Source organism: Alterirhizorhabdus solaris (assembly GCF_007785815.1).
Lineage (GTDB): Bacteria > Pseudomonadota > Alphaproteobacteria > Sphingomonadales > Sphingomonadaceae > Alterirhizorhabdus > Alterirhizorhabdus solaris.
Genome location: NZ_VNIM01000069.1, coordinates 1 through 22,086 on the forward strand (window position 1 = coordinate 1; position 22,086 = coordinate 22,086).

Sequence of the window (22,086 nt, forward strand, 5' to 3'; positions counted from 1 at the left end):
GCTATCGTCCCGCCTTTAGCCCACGCGAGCATAGACCCCATGATTCGAGACGATATCAAGACGGCGCTGGTCGCCGCGATGAAGGCGCGCGAGAGCGAGCGCACCGCCGCCATCCGCCTGATCCAGGCGGCGATCAAGAATCGCGACATCGAGCTTCGCACCGCCACCGTGCAGCCGGACGACGACCTGCTCATCACCGAGGTGTTGCAGAAGATGGGCAAGCAGCGCCGCGAATCGATCGAGATGTTCGATAACGGCGGCCGCACCGAGCTGGCCGACAAGGAGCGCGCCGAGCTGGGCGTCATCGAGGGCTTCCTGCCGAAACAGATGGACGAGGCCGAAGCGAAGGCGGCGATCGCCGGCGTGGTGGCCGATCTGGGCGCATCGTCGGTGAAAGATATGGGCAAGGTGATGGCCGCGGTGAAGGAGCGGTTCGCCGGCCAGCTGGACATGGCCAAGGCCAGCGGGCTGGTGAAGGCGGCGCTGGCCGGCTGACCCGATGGCGCGCTACTTCCTCGATACCGAGTTCGACGGCTTCGGCGGCGCGCTCATCAGCCTCGGCCTCGCTGCCGAGGAGGGCGAGGATTATTACGTCGTGCTCCATCCGCTGCCCGCGTTGCCCGAGGAGTGGGTGGCGCGCAACGTGATCCCGTATCTGTATCAGGTGCCGCAGGCGCTGGACAACCGGCTGGACCGGGTGGCGGCGGCGCACGACCTCGCCGCCTATCTGCGCGCCGACCCGGACCCGTACATCGTGGCGGACTGGCCGGAGGATATCGCGCTGTTCTGCCGCCTGCTGCTGATCGGCACGCGCGATATCGTCGATGTGGACCGCATCGGCTTCGAGTTCCGCCGCACGCCGGGATTTTCAACCGCGCGCAACAGCGCGGTGCCGCACAACGCCCTGCACGATGCGCGGGCGTTGCGACAGTTCGTGCTGGATGGGGAGGATTAAGGGGGCGGGCGTGCCGGAGGATTTGCCTGTGATCCAGCGGCCCGGCCTCTAACCAACCGGCCCTCTTCCCACCTCACCTCCATTCGTCATCCCAGCGGACGCCGGGATGACGGCCAAGTGGGATGACGGGGCACGACGCGTCGCAACCATCACCCTCACCCCACCTTTAACCCCGCGCCGAAATCAGCTAACGCTATAATCCGGACATGCCGTTTCGCGATCGATTCGCCCGGCCCGGAAGGGATGTCGGGATATGATGCTGTCGCCCGCCTTCCTTGACGAGCTTCGTGCGCGCACGTCGCTCTCCGCCCTGATCGGCCGCACGGTGAAGATCACCAAGGCCGGGCGCGAATTCAAGGCGTGCTGCCCGTTCCATCAGGAAAAGACGCCCAGCTTCTACATCAACGACGACAAGGGCTTCTACCACTGCTTCGGCTGCTCGGCGCATGGCGACGCCATCCGCTTCCTCACCGAGGCGCAAGGCCTGCCGTTCATCGAGGCGGTGAAGGAGCTGGCGCAGGCCGCCGGGCTGGAGATGCCCGCGCCCGACCGCCAGTCGCAGGAGCGTGCCGAACAGGCCGCCACGCTGATCGGCGCGACCGAGGCGGCGGCGGACTGGTTCCGTGCGCAGCTCGGCGGGATCGAGGGGGCGGCGGCGCGTGCCTATCTTGATCGGCGTGGCGTTTCTCCCGCCCTGCGCGACGCCTTCGGGCTTGGATTCGCGCCCGACAGCCGGGGCAAGCTGAAGACCGCGCTCGATCGCTTCGGCGTGCCGATGCTGGTGGAAGCCGGGCTGCTGATCGAGGTGGACGGGCGCGAGCCGTACGATCGCTTCCGCGGCCGCCTGATGATCCCGATCCGGGATGCGCGCGGGCGCTCGATCGCGTTCGGCGGGCGTATTCTCGACGCGGGTGAGCCGAAATATCTCAACTCGCCCGAGACCCCGCTGTTCGACAAGGGCCGCACGCTCTTCAACCTCGATCGCGCCGCCCCCGCCAGCCGCAAGGCGGACCGACTGTTCGTGGTCGAGGGCTATATGGACGTGATCGGCCTCGCCTCCGCCGGGATCGACGAGGCGGTGGCCCCGCTCGGCACCGCGCTGACCGAGCAGCAGATGGGGCGGCTGTGGCGGCTGATCGACGTGCCGACCTTGTGCTTCGACGGGGACGCCGCCGGGCAGAAGGCCGCCGTGCGCGCTGCCGAACGCGCGCTGCCCGCGCTCACCATCGGCAAGTCGCTGCGCTTCCCCCAGCTTCCCAAGGGGCAGGACCCGGACGATATCGTCAAGGCCGGCGGCGTGGCGGCGTGGGAGCAGGCGGTGGCCGCCCCCGCCCCGCTCGTTTCGCTCCTGTACAAGGCGGAAGCCGCGAAGATCGATGCCGCCTCGCCCGAGGCGCGCGCGCAACTGCGCCAGCGGCTGTCCGGGCTGGCCGACAGCTGCGCCGACAAGCTGGTGGCGGAGGAATATCGCCGGTCATTCACCAGCCTGTTCTTCGAGGATTTCGGCTGGAAACGGCAGGAGCGCGGGCAGCTCAACCAGGCGGTGGTCGGCACCGGGCCGCACGGCCGGAAGGAATTGTCCGGCCTCTACATCCGCTCGGTGCTGTACGGGTTGACCCGATACCCGAAGATCACGGTGGACCGGCTGGAGACGGTGGGCAGTCTGCGCGTCGATCATGACGAGTTCCGCCGTTGGCGCGACGTGCTGATGCATGTCGCGATCACACGGCCCGATCTTGATACCGACGGGATCGAAGCCATATTGGCCACCGAAGCATTGACCGATACGGCGCGCTTCGATGTGAAGTTCGATCTGCGGTTTCCGTTTACCCGGCCCGGCGCCGATGCCGCATTCGCGGTGGAACGGCTGATCGCGATGATCGAGATGATCAGCGAGGAACGCGATCTCGACGACGAGATGGCGAGATTGAACGCGGTGGCGCTGGCCGACACCGGCCTGGGCCGGTACGAGGCGATTGAGGCGGCACGGCAACGGAACCGGGAACGCAAGCTCCTGCTCAGGGAGCGGGGCTACGAACTCGGTTCGATCGATATGGCGCAGGCCGCCGAACTGGCGGCGGCCGAAGTGGCGGCGACTACAGCGACTGGCGGGATATAGATGGCAAAAACGAACATGGCCGAACCAGCTGAAAAGGCCGAGGGCGGCGACGCCCCGCTGATCGACCTAAACGAGGCGACCCTCAAGAAGCTGATCGCCCGCGCCAAGAAGCGTGGCTACATCACCTACGACCAGCTCAACGAGGCGCTGCCGCAGGACCAGATGTCGTCCGAGCAGATCGAGGACGCGATGTCCGCGCTGTCCGAGATGGGCATCAACATCGTCGAGAACGACGAGTCCGGCGAGGAAGACCAGAGCCACACCGACGAGGCGGCCGAGGAAGAGGTCGTCGGCGTCGACGAGGGCGAGGCGACCCCGGTCCTCACCAACGTGACCAAGAAAGAGACGGTCGATCGCACCGACGATCCCGTCCGCATGTACCTGCGCGAGATGGGCGCGGTCGAACTGCTCAGCCGCGAGGGCGAGATCGCCATCGCCAAGCGGATCGAGGCCGGGCGCGACACGATGATCCTCGGGCTGTGCGAAAGCCCGATCACGTTCAACGCGATCATCGACTGGTCGACCGCGCTCAACGAGGGCACGATGCAGCTGCGCGAGATCCTCGATCTCGATGCGATGCTGTCCAAGGGGCCGACGCCGGAGCAGGTGGAAGGCGCCGAGGAAGGCGACGAGATCTCCGAGAAGACCACCGGCCCCTCGTTCAAGGAAGAGGCCGAGCCGGAGGAGCCGGAGGCCACCGAGGACGAAGACGGCAATATGACCGAGCGGCGCACGCCGCGCCCGTCCGACGACGAGGAGGAGGACAACACCCTCAGCCTCGCGCAGATGGAGGAGCAGCTCAAGCCGCTCGCTCTGGAAAAGTTCGCCACGATCACCTCGCTCTACAAGAGCTTCTCGAAGGTTCAGGTCGCCCGTCTCGGCGCGCTGGGCGTGGGCGATGATTTCCCCGCGCGGGAGGAAGCCAAGTATCAGAAGCTGCGCGAGGATCTCACCGCCGAGGTCGAGAGCGTGCAGTTCCACGGCCAGAAGATCGAGTATCTGGTCGACCAGCTCTATGCCTTCAACCGCCGCCTCACCGCGCTGGGCGGGCAGATGCTGCGTCTGGCCGAGCGTCACAAGGTGCCGCGCAAGTCGTTCCTCGACAGCTATATCGATCACGAGACCGAGGAAGGCTGGCTCCAGCGCGTCGCCACGCAGGACAAGAAGTGGGCCGCCTTCGCTGCTGCCGAGGCCGAACCGGTCGAGCGCATCCGCAGCGAGATCGCCGAGATCGCGCAGGCGACCGGCATGGCGCTCGCCGAGTTCCGCCGCATCGTCAACATGGTGCAGAAGGGCGAGCGCGAGGCGCGGATCGCCAAGAAGGAAATGGTCGAGGCGAACCTGCGGCTCGTCATCTCGATCGCCAAGAAATACACCAATCGCGGCCTGCAGTTCCTCGATCTCATCCAGGAAGGCAACATCGGCCTGATGAAGGCGGTGGACAAGTTCGAGTATCGCCGCGGCTACAAGTTCAGCACCTATGCGACGTGGTGGATCCGGCAGGCGATCACCCGCTCGATCGCCGATCAGGCGCGGACGATCCGCATCCCGGTCCACATGATCGAGACGATCAACAAGCTGGTCCGCACCAGCCGCCAGATCCTGCACGAGATCGGTCGCGAGCCGACGCCCGAGGAACTGGCCGAGCGGCTTTCCATGCCGCTCGAGAAGGTCCGCAAGGTGATGAAGATCGCCAAGGAGCCGATCAGCCTCGAGACGCCGATCGGCGACGAGGAGGACAGCCATCTCGGCGACTTCATCGAGGACAAGAACGCGATCATCCCGGTGGATGCCGCGATTCAGGCCAACCTCAAGGAAACCGTCACCCGCGTGCTGGCGTCGCTTACCCCGCGCGAGGAGCGCGTGCTGCGGATGCGCTTCGGCATCGGGATGAACACCGATCACACGCTGGAGGAAGTGGGCCAGCAGTTCTCGGTCACGCGCGAGCGTATTCGCCAGATCGAGGCCAAGGCGTTGCGCAAGCTCAAGCATCCGAGCCGCAGCCGCAAGATGCGCAGCTTCCTCGACCAGTAGGTCGATCGTCAGGCTATACGACTGTCGCGACTATGTGATGGCCCGCTGCCCCCGTCGGGGCGCGGGCCATCGCCTTGTCTGGCCGGATGGTTTCCTCATCGGATATGGCTCGATCCATTGGGTCGTGAACTCACTGTTAACGCTTGTCTATTAGGCTCCCCTCATCAAGTCGGTAAGGACGCACCCGGCGTTCGGGGAGAATGACATGGCGAGCAGGGCTGCCGATCACGATGAGGACGTTGCCGAGCGGCTGATGGCGCTCGTGCAGAGCGACAGCAGTGCCGGGCGTGCCGCCCTGACCGCCCGGCCTTATTATCCCGGCAACGAGACGGCCCGCAACTTCGCCGACGCAGCCAACTACCTCTGCCTCATTCACGGCCGCACGCCGGGGGTGGTCGATCTGGCGGCGGCGCAATATGTCCCGCCGGCCGCGCGCGACTGGCTGGAGCGATCGGTGAGCGGCTTCGCGCGCGAGCGTGGCTACATCACCCGGCTGGCGGTGACGGCCGGCCCGCAGCCGAGCACGCCGGGCCACGCCGCCTCCGAGACGACCGTGCTCGGCCAGCGCCACGCCGCCGAGGTGCTGGCGAAGTCCGAGCGCAACGGTTGCGCGCTGGGTGCGGCGATGGCGCTGGTGCTGGACTGGCGGGCGCTGCGCGAGGTGCTGGATATCGCCGCGATCCGTTTCGGCATCGAGCCGCCGCCGCTCACCCTCCCCACCGTCTCCGAGACGCGCGCCGTCGCGGTCGCCTTCGCCGTCACCCCCGCGACCGAGCGGGCGATGCTGTTCGGCGCGGAGCAGATCATGATCCAGCACCGCGCGCTGTGGGATCTGCTGGACGCCCGCCGACAGGCCCGGCAGGCACACTGATCTTTGATGAAGCCTGATTCACGCCCTCGGCCGAACCGCACGGCGGTTCGACCTCGGACGATCAGGCACTGAGCTTGCGCCCGCCGCGCCATATTCCTATCGCATCGGGGAGTTACGACGCGAAAGGAACGGCTGGTGCGCTTCGAAGGCACGCAGGATTATGTCGCGACCGACGACCTGAAGGTTGCGGTCAACGCCGCGATCACGCTGCGCCGGCCGCTGCTGGTGAAGGGCGAGCCGGGCACCGGCAAGACGGTGCTGGCGCATGAGGTGGCCAGGGCGGCCAACGCGCCGCTGATCCAGTGGCACGTCAAATCCACCACCAAGGCGCATCAGGGGCTGTACGAATATGACGCGGTGGCCCGCCTGCGTGACGGCCAGCTCGGCGACCAGCGCGTGCACGACATCGCCAACTACATCCGCAAGGGGAAGTTGTGGGAGGCGTTCACCGCCCCGCAACTGCCCGTGCTGCTGATCGACGAGATCGACAAGGCCGACATCGAATTCCCCAACGACTTGTTGCAGGAACTCGATCGCATGGCGTTCGACGTGTACGAGACTGGCGAGACAGTGGCGGCAAGGGAGCGGCCGATCGTCGTCATCACCTCGAACAACGAAAAGGAGCTGCCCGACGCCTTCCTGCGCCGCTGCTTCTTCCACTACATCAAGTTTCCCGAGCGCGAGACGATGCAGGCGATCGTCGACGTGCACTTCCCCGGCATCCAGAAGCTGCTCGTGACCCGCGCGATGGACATCTTCTACGAAGTGCGCGACGTGCCCGGCCTGAAGAAGAAGCCCTCGACCAGCGAACTGCTCGACTGGCTGAAGCTGCTGCTGTCGGAGGACATGCCGCTGGAGGTGCTGCGATCGACCGACAGTCGCAAGGCCATCCCCCCGCTGCACGGCGCGTTGCTGAAGAACGAGCAGGACGTGATGCTGTTCGAGCGACTGGCGTTCATGTCGCGCCGGCAGGGAAGCTGACATGGGCCTGTCCTCGATCGCCGAGCTGGACGCAGCCCGCGCCGCCGCCCGCCGGATGGTTCATCGCCGCGCGCTGAAGGCGGCTGCACGGGCAGCGGCGCCGTTCGGTTTCGGCCGCGATGCGCTGGCCGATCTCGTGGCCGACGTGCAGGCCGAATTCCGCCTGACCCCGACGGAGGCGGCGGAGCTTGCCCCGCGCATCCACCACAGCCTCGCCGATCTCGTCGCAGCCTATGCCCCCGCCGCGCTGGGGGCCGAGGCACTGGCGGAGCTGACGGCGGTGGCACGGGCCAATCCGGTGGCGCAGGCCGCCGGTCGCTTTCGTGGGCACCTTGCGCGCCGGGTGATCGGCCGCTTCGTGGCCGGTCGCGGTCTGCTCGGCGCGATGGCGCGGCGGGCGTGGGTGATCCCGGCGGCGCTGGGCGGTGGGGCAGCGGCCAGCTACGAGCTGCTCGGCCGGCGCGCGATCAACCAGTGCTACGCCTATCTGCGCGGCCGGCTGGAAACGGCCCCCGCCGCTCTGCGCTAGGATCGCCCGATGCTGCTCAACCTCCTCGAGGAACTCCGCGCCGCCGGCATCCCCGCCAGCCTGAAGGAGCATCTGGTGCTGCTGGAGGCGCTGGACCGCGAGGTGATCGAGAACCGGCCCGAGGATTTCTATTACCTGGCGCGGGCTACCTTCGTGAAGGACGAGGGGCTGCTCGACCGCTTCGATCAGGTGTTCGCCCGGGTCTTCAAGGGGATCGAGGGCAGCTACGGCACCGATGCGGTCGATCTGCCCGAGGAGTGGCTGAAGGCCGTCGCCGCGAAGTTCCTGACGCCCGAGGAGATGGAGAAGGTCAAGGCGCTCGGCTCGTGGGACGAGATCATGGAAACGCTGAAGCAGCGGATCGCCGAGCAGAAGGGCCGGCATCAGGGCGGCAGCAAGTGGATCGGCACCGGCGGCACCTCCCCGTTCGGCAACGGCGGCTACAATCCCGAGGGCGTCCGCATCGGCGGCGAGGGAAAGCACAACCGCGCGATCAAGGTGTGGGACAAGCGCGAGTTTCGCAACCTCGACAGCCAGAAGGAGCTGGGCACGCGCAACATCAAGGTGGCGCTGCGCCGCCTGCGCCGCTTCGCCCGCGAAGGCGCAACCTACGAACTGGATATCGACGCGACGATCGACGGCACCGCCCGCAAGGGCTGGCTCGACCTGGCGATGCGGCCGGAGCGGCACAATGCGGTGAAGCTGCTGCTGTTTCTCGACGTCGGCGGTTCGATGGACCCGCATATCACGCTGTGCGAGGAGCTGTTCTCCGCCGCGCACGGCGAGTTCAAGAACCTGGAGTTCTTCTACTTCCACAACTGCATCTACGAAGGCGTGTGGAAGGATAACCGCCGCCGCTTAACCGAGCGGACGCCGACGTGGGACATCCTTCACAAATACGGCCACGACTGGAAGCTGGTGATCGTGGGCGATGCGACGATGAGCCCGTACGAGATCGTCCATCCCGGCGGCTCGGTCGAGCATTTCAACGACGAGGCCGGGGCCGTGTGGCTGCAACGCCTGACCACCACCTACCCCTCCGCCGCGTGGCTGAACCCTGCCACGGAAGCGCACTGGGGCTATTCCCAGTCGACGAAGATGATCCGCGGGCTGATGAACGACCGCATGTATCCGCTCACGCTCAGCGGGCTTGACGAGGCGATGCGCAGCCTCAGCCGCAAGGGTTAGGCGCCGCCCCCGGGCAGGGGAGCGACGCCGCCCGATCAGCTGTCCTTCTTCAGGTGCCGGCGGCCGAGCAGTTCGGCGATCTGGACCGCGTTCAGCGCCGCGCCCTTGCGCAGGTTGTCGCTGACGCACCACAGCACCAGCCCGTTTTCCACCGTCGGATCCTCGCGCACCCGGCTCACGAAGGTGGCGAATTCGCCGACGCACTCGATCGGCGTGACGTAGCCGCCGTCCTCCCGCTTGTCGATCAGCATGATGCCGGGCGCTTCCCGCAGGATCTTCTGCGCGTCCTCGGCGGAAAGCTCGCGCTCCATCTCGATGTTGATCGCCTCGCTGTGGCCGACGAACACGGGCACGCGCACGCAGGTGGCGACGACCTTGATCTTGGGATCGAGGATCTTCTTGGTCTCCACGACCATCTTCCACTCTTCCTTGGTGAAGCCGTCGTCGAGGAAGCTGTCGATGTGCGGGATCACGTTGAAGGCGATCTGCTTGGTGAACTTCTTCGGCTCGGCCGGATCGCCGACGAAGATGTTGCGGCTCTGCTCGAACAGCTCGTCCATCCCCGCCTTGCCCGCGCCGGATACCGACTGGTAGGTCGAGACAACCACGCGGGTGATCCCGGCGGCGTCGTGCAGCGGCTTGAGCGCCACCACCATTTGCGCGGTAGAGCAATTGGGGTTGGCGATGATGTTGCGCGCCTTGTAGCCGTCGATCGCCTCGGGGTTCACCTCGGGCACGATCAGCGGCACGTCCGGGTCCATCCGGTAGAGCGAGGAGTTGTCGATCACGGTGCAGCCGGCGGCGGCGAACCGGGGCGCATGCTTCTTCGTCGCGTCCGAGCCGATGGCGAACAGCGCCATGTCCCACCCGGCGGGGTCGAAGTTCTCGATGTTCTGGATCTTGTACTTCTTGCCGGTTTCGCCGAACTCGACTTCATCGCCCTGACTGCGCGCGGAGGCGAGCACGGCGAGCTGGTCGATCGGGAATTCCCGCTCGGCGAGGATGTTCAGCATCTCCCGGCCCACGTTCCCGGTGGCCCCTGCGACGACGACACGATAGCCCATGATACCCATTCCCGTTTCTCGTCACTCCAGCGGATGCCGGGGTCTCCGGGAAGAAGCGGTGCGCTCCGTCTCCGGGAGATCCCGGCCTGCGCCGGGATGACGTGGTTGATAGTGTGTGGTCCGGACAAGCAAACGGCCGGTCTCCCTGTGGGGAGCCGGCCGCCTGCGAGGTCTGTTCGGAACGCCCTTGTCAGGCTTCCTTGGCCCCGGCGGCCGTGCGCGGATCGCGGCGTTCCGCAATACGCGCCGATTTGCCGGTACGGCCACGCAGGTAATAGAGCTTGGCGCGACGCACGACACCGCGACGCACGACCTCGATCGAGTCGATGTTCGGCGAGTACAGCGGAAACACACGCTCCACACCCTCGCCGAAGCTGATCTTGCGGACGGTGAACGAGGAGCCCATGCCACGGCTGGCGCGGGCGATGCACACGCCTTCGTAATTCTGCACGCGGGTCCGCTCGCCCTCGACGACGCGCACGCCGACCTTGACGGTATCGCCCGGACGGAATTCCGGAATGGTCTTCGTCGCCTTGAACTTCTCGATAGCCTCGGCTTCGAGCGTCTGGATGAGATTCATGCTCATCGCTCCTTTTCTCGCCGCGCACCAGAGGGCGACTGGACCCGAGCGCCCTCGTGGCGCTCCCAAAGATCCGGCCGCCTTAGCCGTGTATCATCCTCGGATCGTGACTTCCGCCACGCCGCGATCGCCGCATGATCCCCCGATCGCAGCACTTCGGGGATCGTGCGTCCTTCCCACTCACGCGGTCGGGTATAATGGGGATATTCGAGCAGCCCCGTTTCGAAGCTCTCGTCATCACCGCTATGCGCCGCGCCCATTACGCCGGGCAGCAGGCGGATGCAAGCATCGAGCAGCGTCAGCGCCGCCATTTCCCCGCCCGACAGGATATAGTCGCCGATCGACACCGGCTCGATCGGCCGCGCCTCGAACAGGCGCTCGTCGATCCCCTCGAACCGGCCGCACAGGATGATCGGCCCCGGCCCCGCCGCCAGATCACGCACGCATGCCTGCGTCAGCGGGCGCCCGCGCGGGCTCATCGCCAGCACCGGCACGTCCGGCCGCCGCGCCATCGCCGCATCCACCGCCAGCGCCAGGATGTCGGCACGCATCACCATGCCCGCCCCGCCGCCAGCCGGCGTGTCGTCCACGCTACGGTGGCGGTCGGCGGCGTGATCGCGGATCTGCACCGGGTCGCAGTGCCAGCGCCCCTCGGCCAGCGCACGGCCGGCGAGGCTGTGACCGATCGGCCCGGGAAACATCTCCGGGTACAGCGTGAGGATGGTAGCGGTGAAGGTCATGCCGTCACTCGGCGAAGCCGGCGTCCACCACCAGCCGTTCGGCATCCCATTCGGGCACCGCGTCCCGCGTCATCGGCACCATGAAACGCTTGCCGTCCGGCCGCTCGATCTCGATCACGTCGCCTGCGCCGAAGTTCTCGATCGTCACGACCCGGCCAAGGGTATCGCCTCCGGTGGAGACGGCGGGCAGGCCGATCAGGTCGGCGTGATAATATTCGCCGTCGTCCAGTGGCGGCAGCGCGGTGCGTGGCACGCGCAACGGCGTGCCCCGCAACCCCTCGGCGGCGGTGCGATCGGTGATCTCGGCGAAGCGTGCGACCGCGCCGGCCGGCCCGGGGCGGATCGTCTTCAGCGTCAGCCGACGCCCGCCCGCCTCGAACCCGTCATAGGCGCGGAGGTTGGCGGGATCGTCAGTGAACAGCTTCAGGCGCACCTCGCCCTGCACGCCATGCGCGCCGGCGACGGCGGCGAGGGTGACGAAACCACCCTCACCTTCCGTCTCCATCGGCTCAGGCCTCGGTGGAGGCTTCGGCCTCTGCGGCCGGCGCCGGGGCGGCAGCGGCCTCGGCAGCGGCGGCAGCCTTCTTCTCGCGCTCCTCGGCGCGCTCGACGGCCTTCTCGCCCGGCTTGCCCTTGTTCGGGTTGGCGCGGGTGGCACGCTCCTTCACGCCGGCGGCGTCGAGGAAACGGGCGACGCGATCGGACGGCTGCGCGCCGACGCTCAGCCAATGCTTCGCACGCTCGGCATCGAGCACCACGCGCTTCTCGTCATCCTTGGCGAGCAGCGGGTTGTAGGTGCCGATCTTCTCGATGAAGCGGCCGTCGCGCGTGTTGCGCGCATCCGTCACGACGATGCGATAGTAAGGACGCTTCTTGGCGCCACCACGGGCGAGACGGATCGAAACTGCCATTCTGTATTCCTTTCAAAGAGTTCGGTTTATTTCTTGAGAAATTTGTCAAAGCCGGCGGGCAAGCCGCCCGGCCCCTTGCCGGGCAGGCCGGGGAGGCCGCCCATGCCACCGGGCGGCAGTTGCGGCATGCCTCCTGCCCCGCCGCCCATGCCGCCGGTCAGCCCGCCGAGCATTCCGCCGAGGCCGCCGCCCTTGCCCATCATCGCACCAAGGCCCTTCAACCCGCCCATCTTGCGGATCTTCTTCATGGCGTTGGCCATTTCCTGATGCATCTTGAGGAGCTTGTTGACCTCCTGCACCGTTGTGCCGCTGCCCTTGGCGATGCGGATCTTGCGCTTGGCGTTGAGCAGTTCCGGCTTCGACCGCTCCTTGGGCGTCATCGAGCCGATGATCGCATCGAGCCGGACGAGCATCTTGTCATCGCCCGCGCCGTTGGCCATCGCCTGCTTGACCTGCTTCACGCCCGGCAGCATCCCCGCCAGCGCGCCGAGGCCGCCCATCCGCTTCATCTGGTTGAACTGGGCGCGCAGGTCGTTCATGTCGAACTGGCCCTTGGCCATCTTGGCGGCAAGCGCCTCGGCCTCCTCCACCTGAATGGTCTCGGCGGCGCGCTCCACGAGGCTGACGACGTCGCCCATGCCGAGGATGCGGCCGGCGACGCGGCTCGGCTGGAACAGCTCCAGCCCGTCCAGCTTCTCGCCGGTGCCGACGAACTTGATCGGCTTGCCGGTGACGGCGCGCATCGAGAGCGCCGCGCCGCCGCGCGCATCGCCGTCCATCCGCGTCAGCACCACGCCGGTAAGCGCGACCTGCTGGGAGAAGTTGGTCGCGACGTTCACCGCGTCCTGCCCGGTCAGCGCATCGACCACGAGCAGGATCTCGTGCGGGGTGGAGATTTCGGCGACCGCCCTCATCTCCTCCATCAGCGCCTGATCGACGTGGAGGCGGCCCGCCGTATCGAGCATCAGCACGTCGAAGCCCTGCAGCTTGGCCGCCTGCAACGCCCGCCGCGCGATATCCACCGGGGTCTGCCCCGCGACGATCGGCAGCGTCGCCACCGATACCTGCGTGCCCAGCGTGGCGAGCTGTTCCTGCGCGGCCGGGCGATTGACGTCGAGCGACGCCATCAGCACCTTCTTGCGGCCCTTCTCGGTCAGCCGCTTGGCGATCTTGGCGGTCGTCGTCGTCTTGCCCGAGCCTTGCAGGCCGACCATCATCACCACCGCCGGCGGCGTGACGTCGAGGTCGAGGTCGGCCGCGTCCGAGCCGAGCATCTCGGTCAGCGCGTCGTTGACGATCTTGACGACCTGCTGGCCCGGCGTGATCGATTTCAGCACCGACTGGCCCACGGCCTTCTCGGTCACGCCATCGACGAACTGGCGCACCACCGGCAGTGCGACGTCGGCCTCCAGCAGCGCGATCCGCACCTCGCGCAGCGCGGCGCGCACGTCCGCCTCGTTCAGCGCGCCACGGCCACGCAGACGGTCGAACACGCCGCCAAGCCGATCGCTCAGACTTTCGAACATCACCAACCTCCGGGGCGCGAAACGCCCGAAAACCTCGTCCTCCCGCTCTGAACGCATAAAACGCCGGCGGGCGAAACCTCGCCGGCCGGCGTGCACCCTCGGGCGCTGCCTTCACGTTCATCGCGGAACGATCGCGTCGGGCACTAGCCGCCCGTGCTGCCGCTGGCAAGGTTTAACCGCTTCTACATGCCTGTGCGGGCAGGGAAGCAGGGTGACCGCGAAGGAACCAGCCTTGACCGCCGCCCCCCGCCGGACCCGCGGCGACATGATGACGCCGGATGCGCCCTCCCCGGTCCGCGCGGCGCGGATCGACCTGTTGACCGGCGGCATCACTTTCGCCGCGATCCTGATCTTCGCCGGAACCGGCAGCCGCGCGATGACGTCCTTCGTCGATCTCGTCGCCGGCAACGGCGAGGGCGCGGACGCCACGCTGGTCACCGCCGTGCTGCTCAATATCGCGCTGATGCTGTTCGGCTGGCGGCGTTATCGCGACCTGACCCGCGAGGCCGGCGCCCGTGCCGCCGCCGAGGACCGCGTCCGCACGCTCGCCACCCACGATCCGCTGACCGGCCTGCTCAATCGCCGCTCGCTGGGGGAAGGCGTCGCCAACCTGTTCGGCCGCGCCGGCCAGCGCGGGAAGACCGTGGCGATGCTGATGCTCGATCTCGACAAGTTCAAGACGGTGAACGACCTGCACGGCCACGAAGCGGGCGACACGCTGCTTCGCGATGTCGCCGCTGCGATCGCCGGGCTGCTGCCGCCCAATGCGATGCTGGCCCGGCTGGGGGGTGACGAATACGCCGCCGTGTTCCTCTACGATGCGGCCAACCCGGTCACGGTGGACCTCGTCGCCGAGCGGCTGATCGCCCGCCTCGCCGAGCCGTTTGATCTGGGCGAGGCGACCGCGCATGTCACCGTATCGCTCGGCATCGCCCGGTCGGATCATGACTGCACGAACGGCGACGCGCTGATGCGCCGTGCGGACATCGCGATGTATGCGGCCAAGAAGGCCGGGCGCAACCGCCTGGTGTGGTTCGATGCCAGCATGGAGCGCGCGTTGCAGGCCCGCAACGCGGTGGAGGCCGGGTTGCGCAGTGGCATCCCCAACGGGGAGATCGTGCCTTATTACGAACAGCAGATCGATCTCGCCACCGGCCGCCTGCTCGGCTTCGAGGTGCTGGCGCGCTGGGAGCATCCGACGCGCGGCCTGATCCCGCCCGACATCTTCATTCCCGTGGCCGAGGAGACGGGGATGATCGGCGACCTCTCGCTCTCGGTGATGCGGCAGGCGTTCGAGCAGGCGCGCGGGTGGGATGCCGAACTCAGCCTTTCGGTCAACATCTCGCCGGCGCAGCTCAAGGATCCGTGGCTGGCGCAGAAGATCGTGAAGCTGCTGGTGGAAACCGGCTACCCCGCCCGCCGGCTGGAGATCGAGATCACCGAGAGCGCGCTGTTCGACGATCTGGATCTGGCCCGCACCATCATCGGCAGCCTGAAGAACCAGGGCATCCGGCTGGCGCTCGACGATTTCGGCACCGGCTATTCCAGCCTCGCCCACCTGCGCGCGCTGCCGTTCGACCGGATCAAGATCGACCGCAGCTTCGTGATGTCGATGGCCGAGAACAGCGAGAGCGCCGCGATCGTCACCGCCATCACCCGGCTGGGCGACAGCCTGGGCATGCCGATCACCGCCGAAGGCATCGAGGACGGCGCCATCGCCGCGCAGTTGCAGGCGATCGGTTGCCACAAGGGGCAGGGTTTCCATTACGGTCGGCCAATCCCGATCCGTCAGGTCCGCACGCTGCTGGCCGAGCAGGCGCTGCTGCCGAGCGGCCGCGCCGAACCGGCGGCACCCGACGACGCGGCGGAGGCGGTGCGCCGGGCGATCTAGGCCAGGCGGTGCGGCCTTTTGCGGCCCCAGTTCCATCGGTAACCTTTCGGTCGCATTCGGTTCACCATCGCGCGTCCATGGTGGCGCGATACCCCTGTCCGAACGATTCGCCCTTGCCGCCCGTATCGCCGTCTGCGTCGTCGCGGGCAGCCTCGCCGGTTTCCTCGCATGGGCGATCGGTGCGCTCGGCCTCGGCAGCGTGGCATGGGCGGCGCCACTGGTGGTGGTGGCCGGGCTGTTCTTCGGCCTGCCCTCGTTCGGGCTGGTGCTGGCCGCGGCCCTGTTGTTCACCCGCTCGATCCGCACCCACACCGCCGGCTGGTGCCTCGGCCTGCCGCTGGCCGTGATGATCGGCTGGCGCGGGTTCGAGCCGTCCGATGGGTTCGCCGCGCAAGGAACGACGCTGGTCGCGCTGTGCGCCGTCGCCTCCTCGGCGCTGTTCTTCGCGTCGAGCCGCTACGCCCCCGCCCGCCGCCCCGCCTGAGGCGCCGCCACAAGCTGCTCCAGCGTGGCCGCATCCACCGGCGGCGAGCACAGGAAGCCCTGATAGTAGTTGCAGCCATCGGCCGCGAGCAGGCCGAGCTGCGCCTCGCTCTCCACCCCCTCCACGATCACCGACAGGCCGAGCGACCGCGCCATCTCGATCACGCCGCGCACCACCACCCGGTCGCGCGGGCTGCCGGCGATGTCGTCGGCCAGCCTTTTGTCGATCTTCAGATAATCGAGCGGCAGCGACTTGAGATAGGCGAGGCTGGAATAGCCGGTGCCGAAGTCGTCCACCGCCACTCGCAGGCCACCGGCCCGAAGCACCGCCAGCAGCCCCGCCGCCTGCCCCAGATCCTCGATCAGTCCGCTTTCGGTCAGCTCCACGGTCAGCCGGTCGCGCGGAAAGCCGCTGGCGTCGACCATGTCGAGGAAGCGCGTGGCGAAATCGGCCTGCGCGACATCGGAAGCGGTGACGTTCACCGCCAGCCGCAGGTGCGCCAGCGCCGGCCCCCAGCCCGCCGCCTCCGCCAGCGCCTTGCGCTGGACATGCGCGGACAGAGGTAGGAGGAAATCGGAGCGCTCGGCCACGGAGAACAGCGTCACCGCGCCGAGCGGGCCGAACTGCGGATGCCGCCAGCGCGCGAGCGCCTCCACGCCCACGATCGCGCCGGTGGGAATGGATACCTGCGGCTGGTAGAGCAGCTCGATCTCGTCGCGCGCCAGCGCCTCGCGCAGATCCGCCTCCAGCCGGTCGCGATGTTCCGCCGCCGCCTCGCCGAAGGCATCGAGCACCCGGATCGCCCCCGGCTCGGCGGCGCGCGCCTGCGCGAGCGCGGCGCCGGCGCGGCGCAGCATGGCATCGGCATCGTCGCTGTCCTCGGCGGCCACGATGCCGATGCGGCAGGAGAGCCGCGCGACGCGCCCCTCCGCCGCGAACGGGCGGGAGACGGCCGCCACGAGCATGTCCGCCAGTCGGCGGGCGTCCTCCAGCGTGGCGCCGGCGGCGAGCGCCACGGCCAGCCCCGTACCGGCGATGCGGGCGATGCAGACGGGGTGGCTCGTCGCCTCGGCCAGCACGCGCTCGATCCGCCGCGCAACCCCGCCCAGCAGCGCGTCGCCGGCCGCGTTGCCGTGTGCCGCGTTGACGATCTCGAACCGGCCGATGCCGATCAGGATCAACACGCAGCGCGGCTCGCCGGCCGAGGGGCGGGCGGCGTCGAGCCAGCGGCGCAGGGCAGCGGCGTCGGCCAGCCCGGTCAGCGGGTCGCGGCCGTGGCCGTCCCGCTCACCCGGCTCGTCCAGTTTCTCCACGCGGCCGACGATCGCGCCGTCGCCGGCCAGGTGGAGGTGATGCGCGATGCGCCCGCCCGGCGCCTCATGCGCGAAGGCGGTGGGGCGACAGTCGCCCAGCAGCCGCGCGACCGCGCGGCGGGCGGTGACGATGCCGCCCCCGCCCAGATCTCGCGCGGCCACGCCCAGCCGCACCCGGTCGGCGGCATGGCCCAGCCGGCGTGCCAGCGCCGGTGCCAGCGTGACCGCATGGTCGCCCGGCCGCCAGCGCCACGTCTCCGCCTCCCCCTCCACCAGCGCGGCACGGCTGCGCGCGGCGCGGTGGCCGCCGGCCAGCCGCTCGGCATGGCGGGCGGCGAAGCGCAGCGCCTGCGCCAGTTCGATCTCCCCCAACGGCGAAGTCAGGGAATGCGTGGCGCCTGCCGCATAGACGGCATCGAGCCGGACGACGTCGTCCCGGTCCAGCAACACCACCAGCGCCGCCGCATTGGCCGCCACCGCATCGCCGAGCGCGCGGACCGCCGCCACGCCGGCACCGAAGGCATCGCGTGCATCGACCAGCGCGACCGCCGCACCACTGGCGACGAACCGGCGCTCCACCGATTCCGCCCGCCGTGCCGCGATCACCGTCCAGCCGGCGCGGCCGGCCACCGCCGCCAGCGCATCGCGGTGACGGAACGAGAGCATGAAGATCGGCGGCGCCCCGGCCGGATGAGGTTCGGCCCGCGCCATGTCGTGATAAAGCTCCCGTGTTCGCGGCGATGCTAGCGGGCCGCGCGCCTCCCGCCAATCATCATCGACGCTTGCGGCGGGACACCCGCCGCCCTACCTCTCGCGGTGATGCCATGCGCCCCCACCCCCGCCCGATCGCTCACCGACAGCTTCGGGCGGCGCATCACCTATCTGCGACTGTCCGTCACCGATCGCTGCGACCTGCGCTGCCGTTACTGCATGTCGGAGGCGATGACTTTCCTGCCACGCGCCGAAGTGCTGACGCTGGAGGAGATGGCGGCGGTGGCCGAGGCCTTCATTGCGCGCGGCGTGCGCAAGATCCGGTTGACCGGCGGCGAGCCGCTGATCCGTCGCGGCGCGCCCGAACTGGCGCGGATGATCGGCCGCCACATCGGCAACGGGCTGGACGAGCTGACCCTTACCACCAACGGAACGCAGCTGGACAAGCAGTCTGCCGCGCTGTTCGAGGCGGGCATACGGCGGATCAATGTAAGCCTCGACTCGCGCGATCCCGAACGCTTCCGCCACATCACCCGCTGGGGCGACGTGGACAAGGTGCTGGAGGGGATCGCGGCGGCCAAGGCGGCGGGCCTGCGGGTGAAGATCAACATGGTCGCGCTCAAGGGCATGAACGAGGACGAGATCGAGCCGATGCTACGCTGGTGCGCGGCCGAGGGGCATGACCTGACGCTGATCGAGACGATGCCGCTTGGCGCCATCGAGGAGGATCGCACCGACCGCTACCTGCCGCTCGATGCGGTGCGTGCGGATCTGGCGCGCCGTTACACGCTCACGCCCGTGCCCGATCGCACCGGCGGCCCGGCGCGTTACGACCGGGTGGAGGAGCTGGGCGCGAAGATCGGCTTCATCACCCCGCTCACCCAGAATTTCTGCGAAGGCTGCAACCGGGTCCGGGTCACCGCGTCGGGGCGGCTCTACCTGTGCCTCGGCCACGACGACAAGGTGGACCTGAAAGCGGCGCTGCGCACCGGCGGGCCGGCGGCGATGGCCGACCTGCTGGACGGGGCAATGGCGATCAAGCCGCTGAAACACGCCTTCCGCATCGACACGCGCGACGCCGCCCCCGCTGTCGCGCGCCACATGAGCGTGACCGGCGGATGAGCGATGAGCCTCGGCTCTGCCTGATCGCCTCGCCTACCGCGCAGGCGCAGGAAGCGGCCGAGCTGCTGCGCGACCGCTACGAATGGGTGCCGGTGGAAAAGGCGACGATGGCCGTAGCACTCGGCGGCGACGGCTTCCTGTTGCAGACGCTGCACGGCATGCTCGACCGCCGCCGCACCCTGCCGGTGTTCGGCATGAACCTCGGCACGGTCGGCTTCCTGATGAACGAGTGGAGCGCCGACCTGCTCGAAAACCGCATCGCCCGCGCCAAGACCTTCACCGTCACGCCGTTGCGCATGGATGCCGTGACGGTGGACGGCGAGCGTATCTCGATCCCCGCGATCAACGAGGTGTCGCTGCTGCGCGAAACGCGCCAGACCGCCAAGCTGGAAGTCACCGTCAACGACCGCATCGTGATGCCCGAGCTGGTGTGCGACGGCGTGCTGGCCTCCACCCCGGCCGGCTCCACCGCCTATAATTTTTCTGCGCAGGGCCCGATCCTGCCGCTCGATTCGGCGCTGATCGCGCTGACGCCGATCAGCCCGTTCCGCCCGCGTCGCTGGCGGGGCGCGATCCTGCCCGAACGCACGCGAATCATGTTTCGCGTGCTCGATCCGATCAAGCGCCCGGTCAGCGCCGTGGCGGATCAGGCGGAAGTCCGCGATGTCGCCACCGTGCATGTCGCGATCGACCGTTCGAGCACGCTGACCCTGCTGTTCGACCCCGAACATGCGCTGGACGACCGCATCACGATGGAACAGTTCGCTACCTGAACCCCGCCGGATCGGGCCATGCATTTCTGCCCTTGCCAGCGTCGCGAACCCGCTGCTATAGGCGCGCCTCGCTGTCGTTCCCTGATAGCTCAGCGGTAGAGCATTCGACTGTTAATCGAATGGCCGTAGGTTCGAATCCTACTCAGGGAGCCAGCGATACCCTTGCTTCTGCTGGTGTTTTCGACAGCAACGGGACTTTGTCCGCGTGGCGTTATGACAAACGTCAGATGCGCGTTATGACATTCACCTTATGTTCGGGGCGACCCTGACCGCCTTCGTACCGCTCCCGCGATAAGCGGACGGGGCTGCGTGACGGCTCGTGCGACCTCGCCTTTGCCTTTTGGCCGGGTCGCGCGGCCTTCAGCATCGTTGTGGTCTGAGCCAAGTGGCCGGCGCCGCGGTTTCCAGCACCGACAAGCGGATACGGCCGGCAAGGGGCGCCGCACTGCGCTAGCGTCGTATCGATCTGTAACGATACCCTGGCGGCCTGTGACAAGCGCGAAAGGTCGGCGGGGGGGGATGCAGACGCGTCGTCCCCTCCGATCAACCGCGCGCTCCGGCTTCCCCGCGTCCAGCTGGACAGGCATCCCGATCACGATCGACCCGGCCTCCGGTCGACCGAAGGGAGCGACCTACTCCCGTGTCGCCTTGGCGATCACCTCGGCCGCATCCACCGTCGCCTGTGCCGGCGTTACGTCCCCCGAGGCAACGTCGTCGGCGAGCAGCATCAGTTCGTGGCCGGTGATCGAGCCGTTGTTGCCCTCCTCGCCCAGCCGCAGCCCCCTGCCTGCCGCGATCGCGCGATCCCAGCCGGCGCGCACCGTCGCCCAATAGGCCGACGTCTTCGCCCAGTAAGCCTCCGCCGCCGCGATCGGAAAAGCGGCGGACCGGACGTAGCTGTTGACCAGATACTCGTGGACGAAGGTGACGGTCGCACCGTCCTTCGTGCCGACCTTGGCATTGTCCTGCTCGTGGACCCAGCCGGCCGGCGTCAGCGCGTGGCGGTTGGTGCCGACGTAATGATCGTAGGGCGGGGCGCGCGTGGCATCGCGCCGGGCGAGCGGACGGCGGGTTTCCTCGCTCGTCCAGCGCGCCACGCCGTCGTCGTAGCGCCAGCGGCCCAGCGCGCCGTAGCGCGGGCTGTCGTCGGTCTGCCACACCGTCTGCGACCATGCGCCCTGTGCCTCTCCGGCAGGCACGGGGCGCAGCGCCCATCGGCCGGGGGCGACATAGGCCAGCACCGATGCCGGCTGCCACGTCCAGTCCTGCCGCCAGTGCTTGACGACGACGGGCGCCTTCTCGCCATCCACCACCAGCATGTGCTGGAGGCTGACGAACCCCGGCCGGTCCGCGATCGCCTTCACGACCTCATACCCGCCGCTCACCCTGGCCGGCAGGGGCGTGTAGCCCGCGACGAACGGCACCGTCTCGCGCATGTCGAACGTCACCTTGTAGGTGCCGGCCATCGCGAGGATCGCCGCCTGATCGCGCACCTGCCCGGCGGGGGCGGCCTGCACTGCGGGCGGTATCGCGGCGAGCGGCATGGCGGGCGCCGCAGTCAGCAACATGGCGGCGAGGGTGAGTCGAAAGAAGCGCATGCGTGTTCTTAATGCGAAACGCTCACAACAGGCATCCCGTTTTCGCGGGCGACGGCCTAGATCCGGGTGCGGAACGGGGTGAAGTCCGTCCCCTCGTCGAACACGTCCACGCCCTCGCGGCGTTTCAGCGTATTGACCGCCAGGTAGGTGAACGGGGTCAGCAGCACCTCCCACCCCACCTTCAGCGCCCATTGCGTCGCCATCACCTTCACCACCAGCGCCGGCGTCCACCCCATCGCGCCCCAGAAGGCGAGCGGGTAGAAGATCAGGCTGTCGATCCCCTGCCCGGCGATGGTGGAGCCGATCGTGCGGGACCACAGGTGTCGCCCGCCCGTCCACAACTTCATCCGCGCCAGCACATAGCTGTTGACCAGTTCGCCCGCCCAGAAGGCGGTGATCGAGGCGAACACGATGCGCGGCACCTGGCCGAACACCTGTTCGTAGGCCGCCTGCCCGCCCCAGTCCGCCGCCGGCGGCAACGCCACTACCACCCACGCCATGAACGCCATGAAGAGAAGCGCGGCGGTGCCCACCCAGATGCAGCGGCGCGCCCGGGCATAGCCATAGACCTCGGTCAGCACGTCGCCGATCACATAACCGACGGGAAAGAACAGGATGCCCGCGCCGAACGGCCACTGGCCGATCCCGGGCAGCGGCACCGTGGCCACCTTGCCCGCGCCGAGCACGTTGGAGAGC

21 protein-coding genes and 1 tRNA gene are annotated in these 22,086 nt (G+C 68.3%); 13 read left to right on the forward strand and 9 right to left on the reverse strand.

Annotation, left to right across the window (positions count from 1 at the left end; genetic code table 11):
* Window positions 1–39 precede the first annotated feature (39 nt).
* From FOY91_RS15050 to FOY91_RS15085, 8 genes are all read left to right on the forward strand, one after another.
* Window positions 40–495: a GatB/YqeY domain-containing protein gene (locus tag FOY91_RS15050; RefSeq protein WP_145153738.1), complete on the forward strand. Its 456-nt coding sequence runs from the start codon at window positions 40–42 to the stop codon at window positions 493–495.
* 4 nt (window positions 496–499) lie between these two features.
* Window positions 500–955, forward strand: a complete 456-nt coding sequence (locus tag FOY91_RS15055) for a hypothetical protein (RefSeq protein WP_145153741.1) — start codon at window positions 500–502, stop codon at window positions 953–955.
* 253 nt (window positions 956–1,208) lie between these two features.
* Window positions 1,209–3,074 (forward strand): DNA primase, encoded by a 1,866-nt coding sequence (gene dnaG, locus FOY91_RS15060; RefSeq protein ID WP_145153744.1) that lies wholly within the window; start codon window positions 1,209–1,211, stop codon window positions 3,072–3,074.
* Window positions 3,075–5,108 carry an RNA polymerase sigma factor RpoD gene (gene rpoD / locus FOY91_RS15065; protein WP_145153747.1) on the forward strand — a complete coding sequence of 678 codons (2,034 nt, stop codon included), beginning with the start codon at window positions 3,075–3,077 and terminating at the stop codon, window positions 5,106–5,108.
* Between the two features lie 205 nt (window positions 5,109–5,313).
* Complete coding sequence (locus tag FOY91_RS15070) at window positions 5,314–5,979, forward strand: DUF6975 family protein (protein ID WP_145153750.1); 666 nt, start codon at window positions 5,314–5,316, stop codon at window positions 5,977–5,979.
* 135 nt (window positions 5,980–6,114) lie between these two features.
* Window positions 6,115–6,960, forward strand: coding sequence for an AAA family ATPase (locus tag FOY91_RS15075; protein ID WP_145153752.1), 846 nt, complete (start codon window positions 6,115–6,117; stop codon window positions 6,958–6,960).
* Window position 6,961: 1 nt separating this feature from the next.
* A complete protein-coding gene (locus FOY91_RS15080) occupies window positions 6,962–7,489 on the forward strand; it encodes a hypothetical protein (protein ID WP_145153755.1) in 528 nt (175 codons plus the stop codon).
* A gap of 9 nt (window positions 7,490–7,498) precedes the next feature.
* On the forward strand, window positions 7,499–8,677 hold the full coding sequence (locus FOY91_RS15085; protein WP_145153758.1) for a vWA domain-containing protein: 1,179 nt from the start codon (window positions 7,499–7,501) through the stop codon (window positions 8,675–8,677).
* 35 nt (window positions 8,678–8,712) lie between these two features.
* Here the strand turns inward: FOY91_RS15085 and FOY91_RS15090 are convergent, their stop codons facing one another.
* The 6 genes from FOY91_RS15090 to ffh form a co-directional block, all read right to left on the reverse strand.
* On the reverse strand, window positions 8,713–9,741 hold the full coding sequence (locus FOY91_RS15090; RefSeq protein ID WP_145153788.1) for an aspartate-semialdehyde dehydrogenase: 1,029 nt from the start codon (window positions 9,739–9,741) through the stop codon (window positions 8,713–8,715).
* A gap of 190 nt (window positions 9,742–9,931) precedes the next feature.
* On the reverse strand, window positions 9,932–10,321 hold the full coding sequence (gene rplS / locus FOY91_RS15095; RefSeq protein ID WP_145153791.1) for a 50S ribosomal protein L19: 390 nt from the start codon (window positions 10,319–10,321) through the stop codon (window positions 9,932–9,934).
* A 2-nt stretch (window positions 10,322–10,323) separates the two neighbouring features.
* A complete protein-coding gene (gene trmD / locus FOY91_RS15100; protein ID WP_145153761.1) occupies window positions 10,324–11,061 on the reverse strand; it encodes a tRNA (guanosine(37)-N1)-methyltransferase TrmD in 738 nt (245 codons plus the stop codon).
* 4 nt (window positions 11,062–11,065) lie between these two features.
* Complete coding sequence (gene rimM / locus FOY91_RS15105; protein WP_145153764.1) at window positions 11,066–11,566, reverse strand: ribosome maturation factor RimM; 501 nt, start codon at window positions 11,564–11,566, stop codon at window positions 11,066–11,068.
* A 4-nt stretch (window positions 11,567–11,570) separates the two neighbouring features.
* Window positions 11,571–11,972: a 30S ribosomal protein S16 gene (gene rpsP / locus FOY91_RS15110; protein ID WP_145153768.1), complete on the reverse strand. Its 402-nt coding sequence runs from the start codon at window positions 11,970–11,972 to the stop codon at window positions 11,571–11,573.
* 26 nt (window positions 11,973–11,998) lie between these two features.
* Window positions 11,999–13,498 (reverse strand): signal recognition particle protein, encoded by a 1,500-nt coding sequence (gene ffh / locus FOY91_RS15115; RefSeq protein WP_203234587.1) that lies wholly within the window; start codon window positions 13,496–13,498, stop codon window positions 11,999–12,001.
* 268 nt (window positions 13,499–13,766) lie between these two features.
* Here ffh and FOY91_RS15120 point away from each other — a divergent pair, with 268 nt between their 5' ends.
* Both FOY91_RS15120 and FOY91_RS15125 read left to right on the forward strand, forming a co-directional pair.
* A complete protein-coding gene (locus FOY91_RS15120) occupies window positions 13,767–15,389 on the forward strand; it encodes a putative bifunctional diguanylate cyclase/phosphodiesterase (RefSeq protein WP_420822886.1) in 1,623 nt (540 codons plus the stop codon).
* 199 nt (window positions 15,390–15,588) lie between these two features.
* The gene (locus FOY91_RS15125) at window positions 15,589–15,873 is read left to right on the forward strand and encodes a hypothetical protein (protein ID WP_145153774.1); all 285 of its coding nucleotides are present in this window, start codon (window positions 15,589–15,591) and stop codon (window positions 15,871–15,873) included.
* Here the strand turns inward: FOY91_RS15125 and FOY91_RS15130 are convergent.
* Window positions 15,846–17,897, reverse strand: a complete 2,052-nt coding sequence (locus FOY91_RS15130) for a putative bifunctional diguanylate cyclase/phosphodiesterase (RefSeq protein WP_238995723.1) — start codon at window positions 17,895–17,897, stop codon at window positions 15,846–15,848. The genes FOY91_RS15125 and FOY91_RS15130 overlap by 28 nt on opposite strands.
* 108 nt (window positions 17,898–18,005) lie before the next feature.
* On the opposite strand from FOY91_RS15130, the gene moaA reads away from it, so the two are divergent.
* The 3 genes from moaA to FOY91_RS15145 all read left to right on the forward strand — a co-directional run bounded on the left by moaA (window position 18,006) and on the right by FOY91_RS15145 (window position 19,945).
* Window positions 18,006–19,019, forward strand: a complete 1,014-nt coding sequence (gene moaA, locus FOY91_RS15135; RefSeq protein ID WP_145153777.1) for a GTP 3',8-cyclase MoaA — start codon at window positions 18,006–18,008, stop codon at window positions 19,017–19,019.
* Window positions 19,016–19,792: an NAD kinase gene (locus FOY91_RS15140; RefSeq protein ID WP_145153780.1), complete on the forward strand. Its 777-nt coding sequence runs from the start codon at window positions 19,016–19,018 to the stop codon at window positions 19,790–19,792. Before moaA ends, FOY91_RS15140 begins: the two co-directional genes overlap by 4 nt.
* A 78-nt stretch (window positions 19,793–19,870) precedes the next feature.
* Window positions 19,871–19,945, forward strand: a tRNA-Asn gene (locus FOY91_RS15145).
* A 479-nt stretch (window positions 19,946–20,424) separates the two neighbouring features.
* On the opposite strand, the gene FOY91_RS15150 is transcribed toward FOY91_RS15145, so the two are convergent.
* Both FOY91_RS15150 and FOY91_RS15155 read right to left on the reverse strand, forming a co-directional pair.
* Window positions 20,425–21,390 (reverse strand): DUF6607 family protein, encoded by a 966-nt coding sequence (locus tag FOY91_RS15150; protein ID WP_145153783.1) that lies wholly within the window; start codon window positions 21,388–21,390, stop codon window positions 20,425–20,427.
* A 56-nt stretch (window positions 21,391–21,446) separates the two neighbouring features.
* Window positions 21,447–22,086 (reverse strand): queuosine precursor transporter (locus tag FOY91_RS15155; RefSeq protein ID WP_145153785.1); only part of this gene is annotated, 640 nt, incomplete at its 5' end.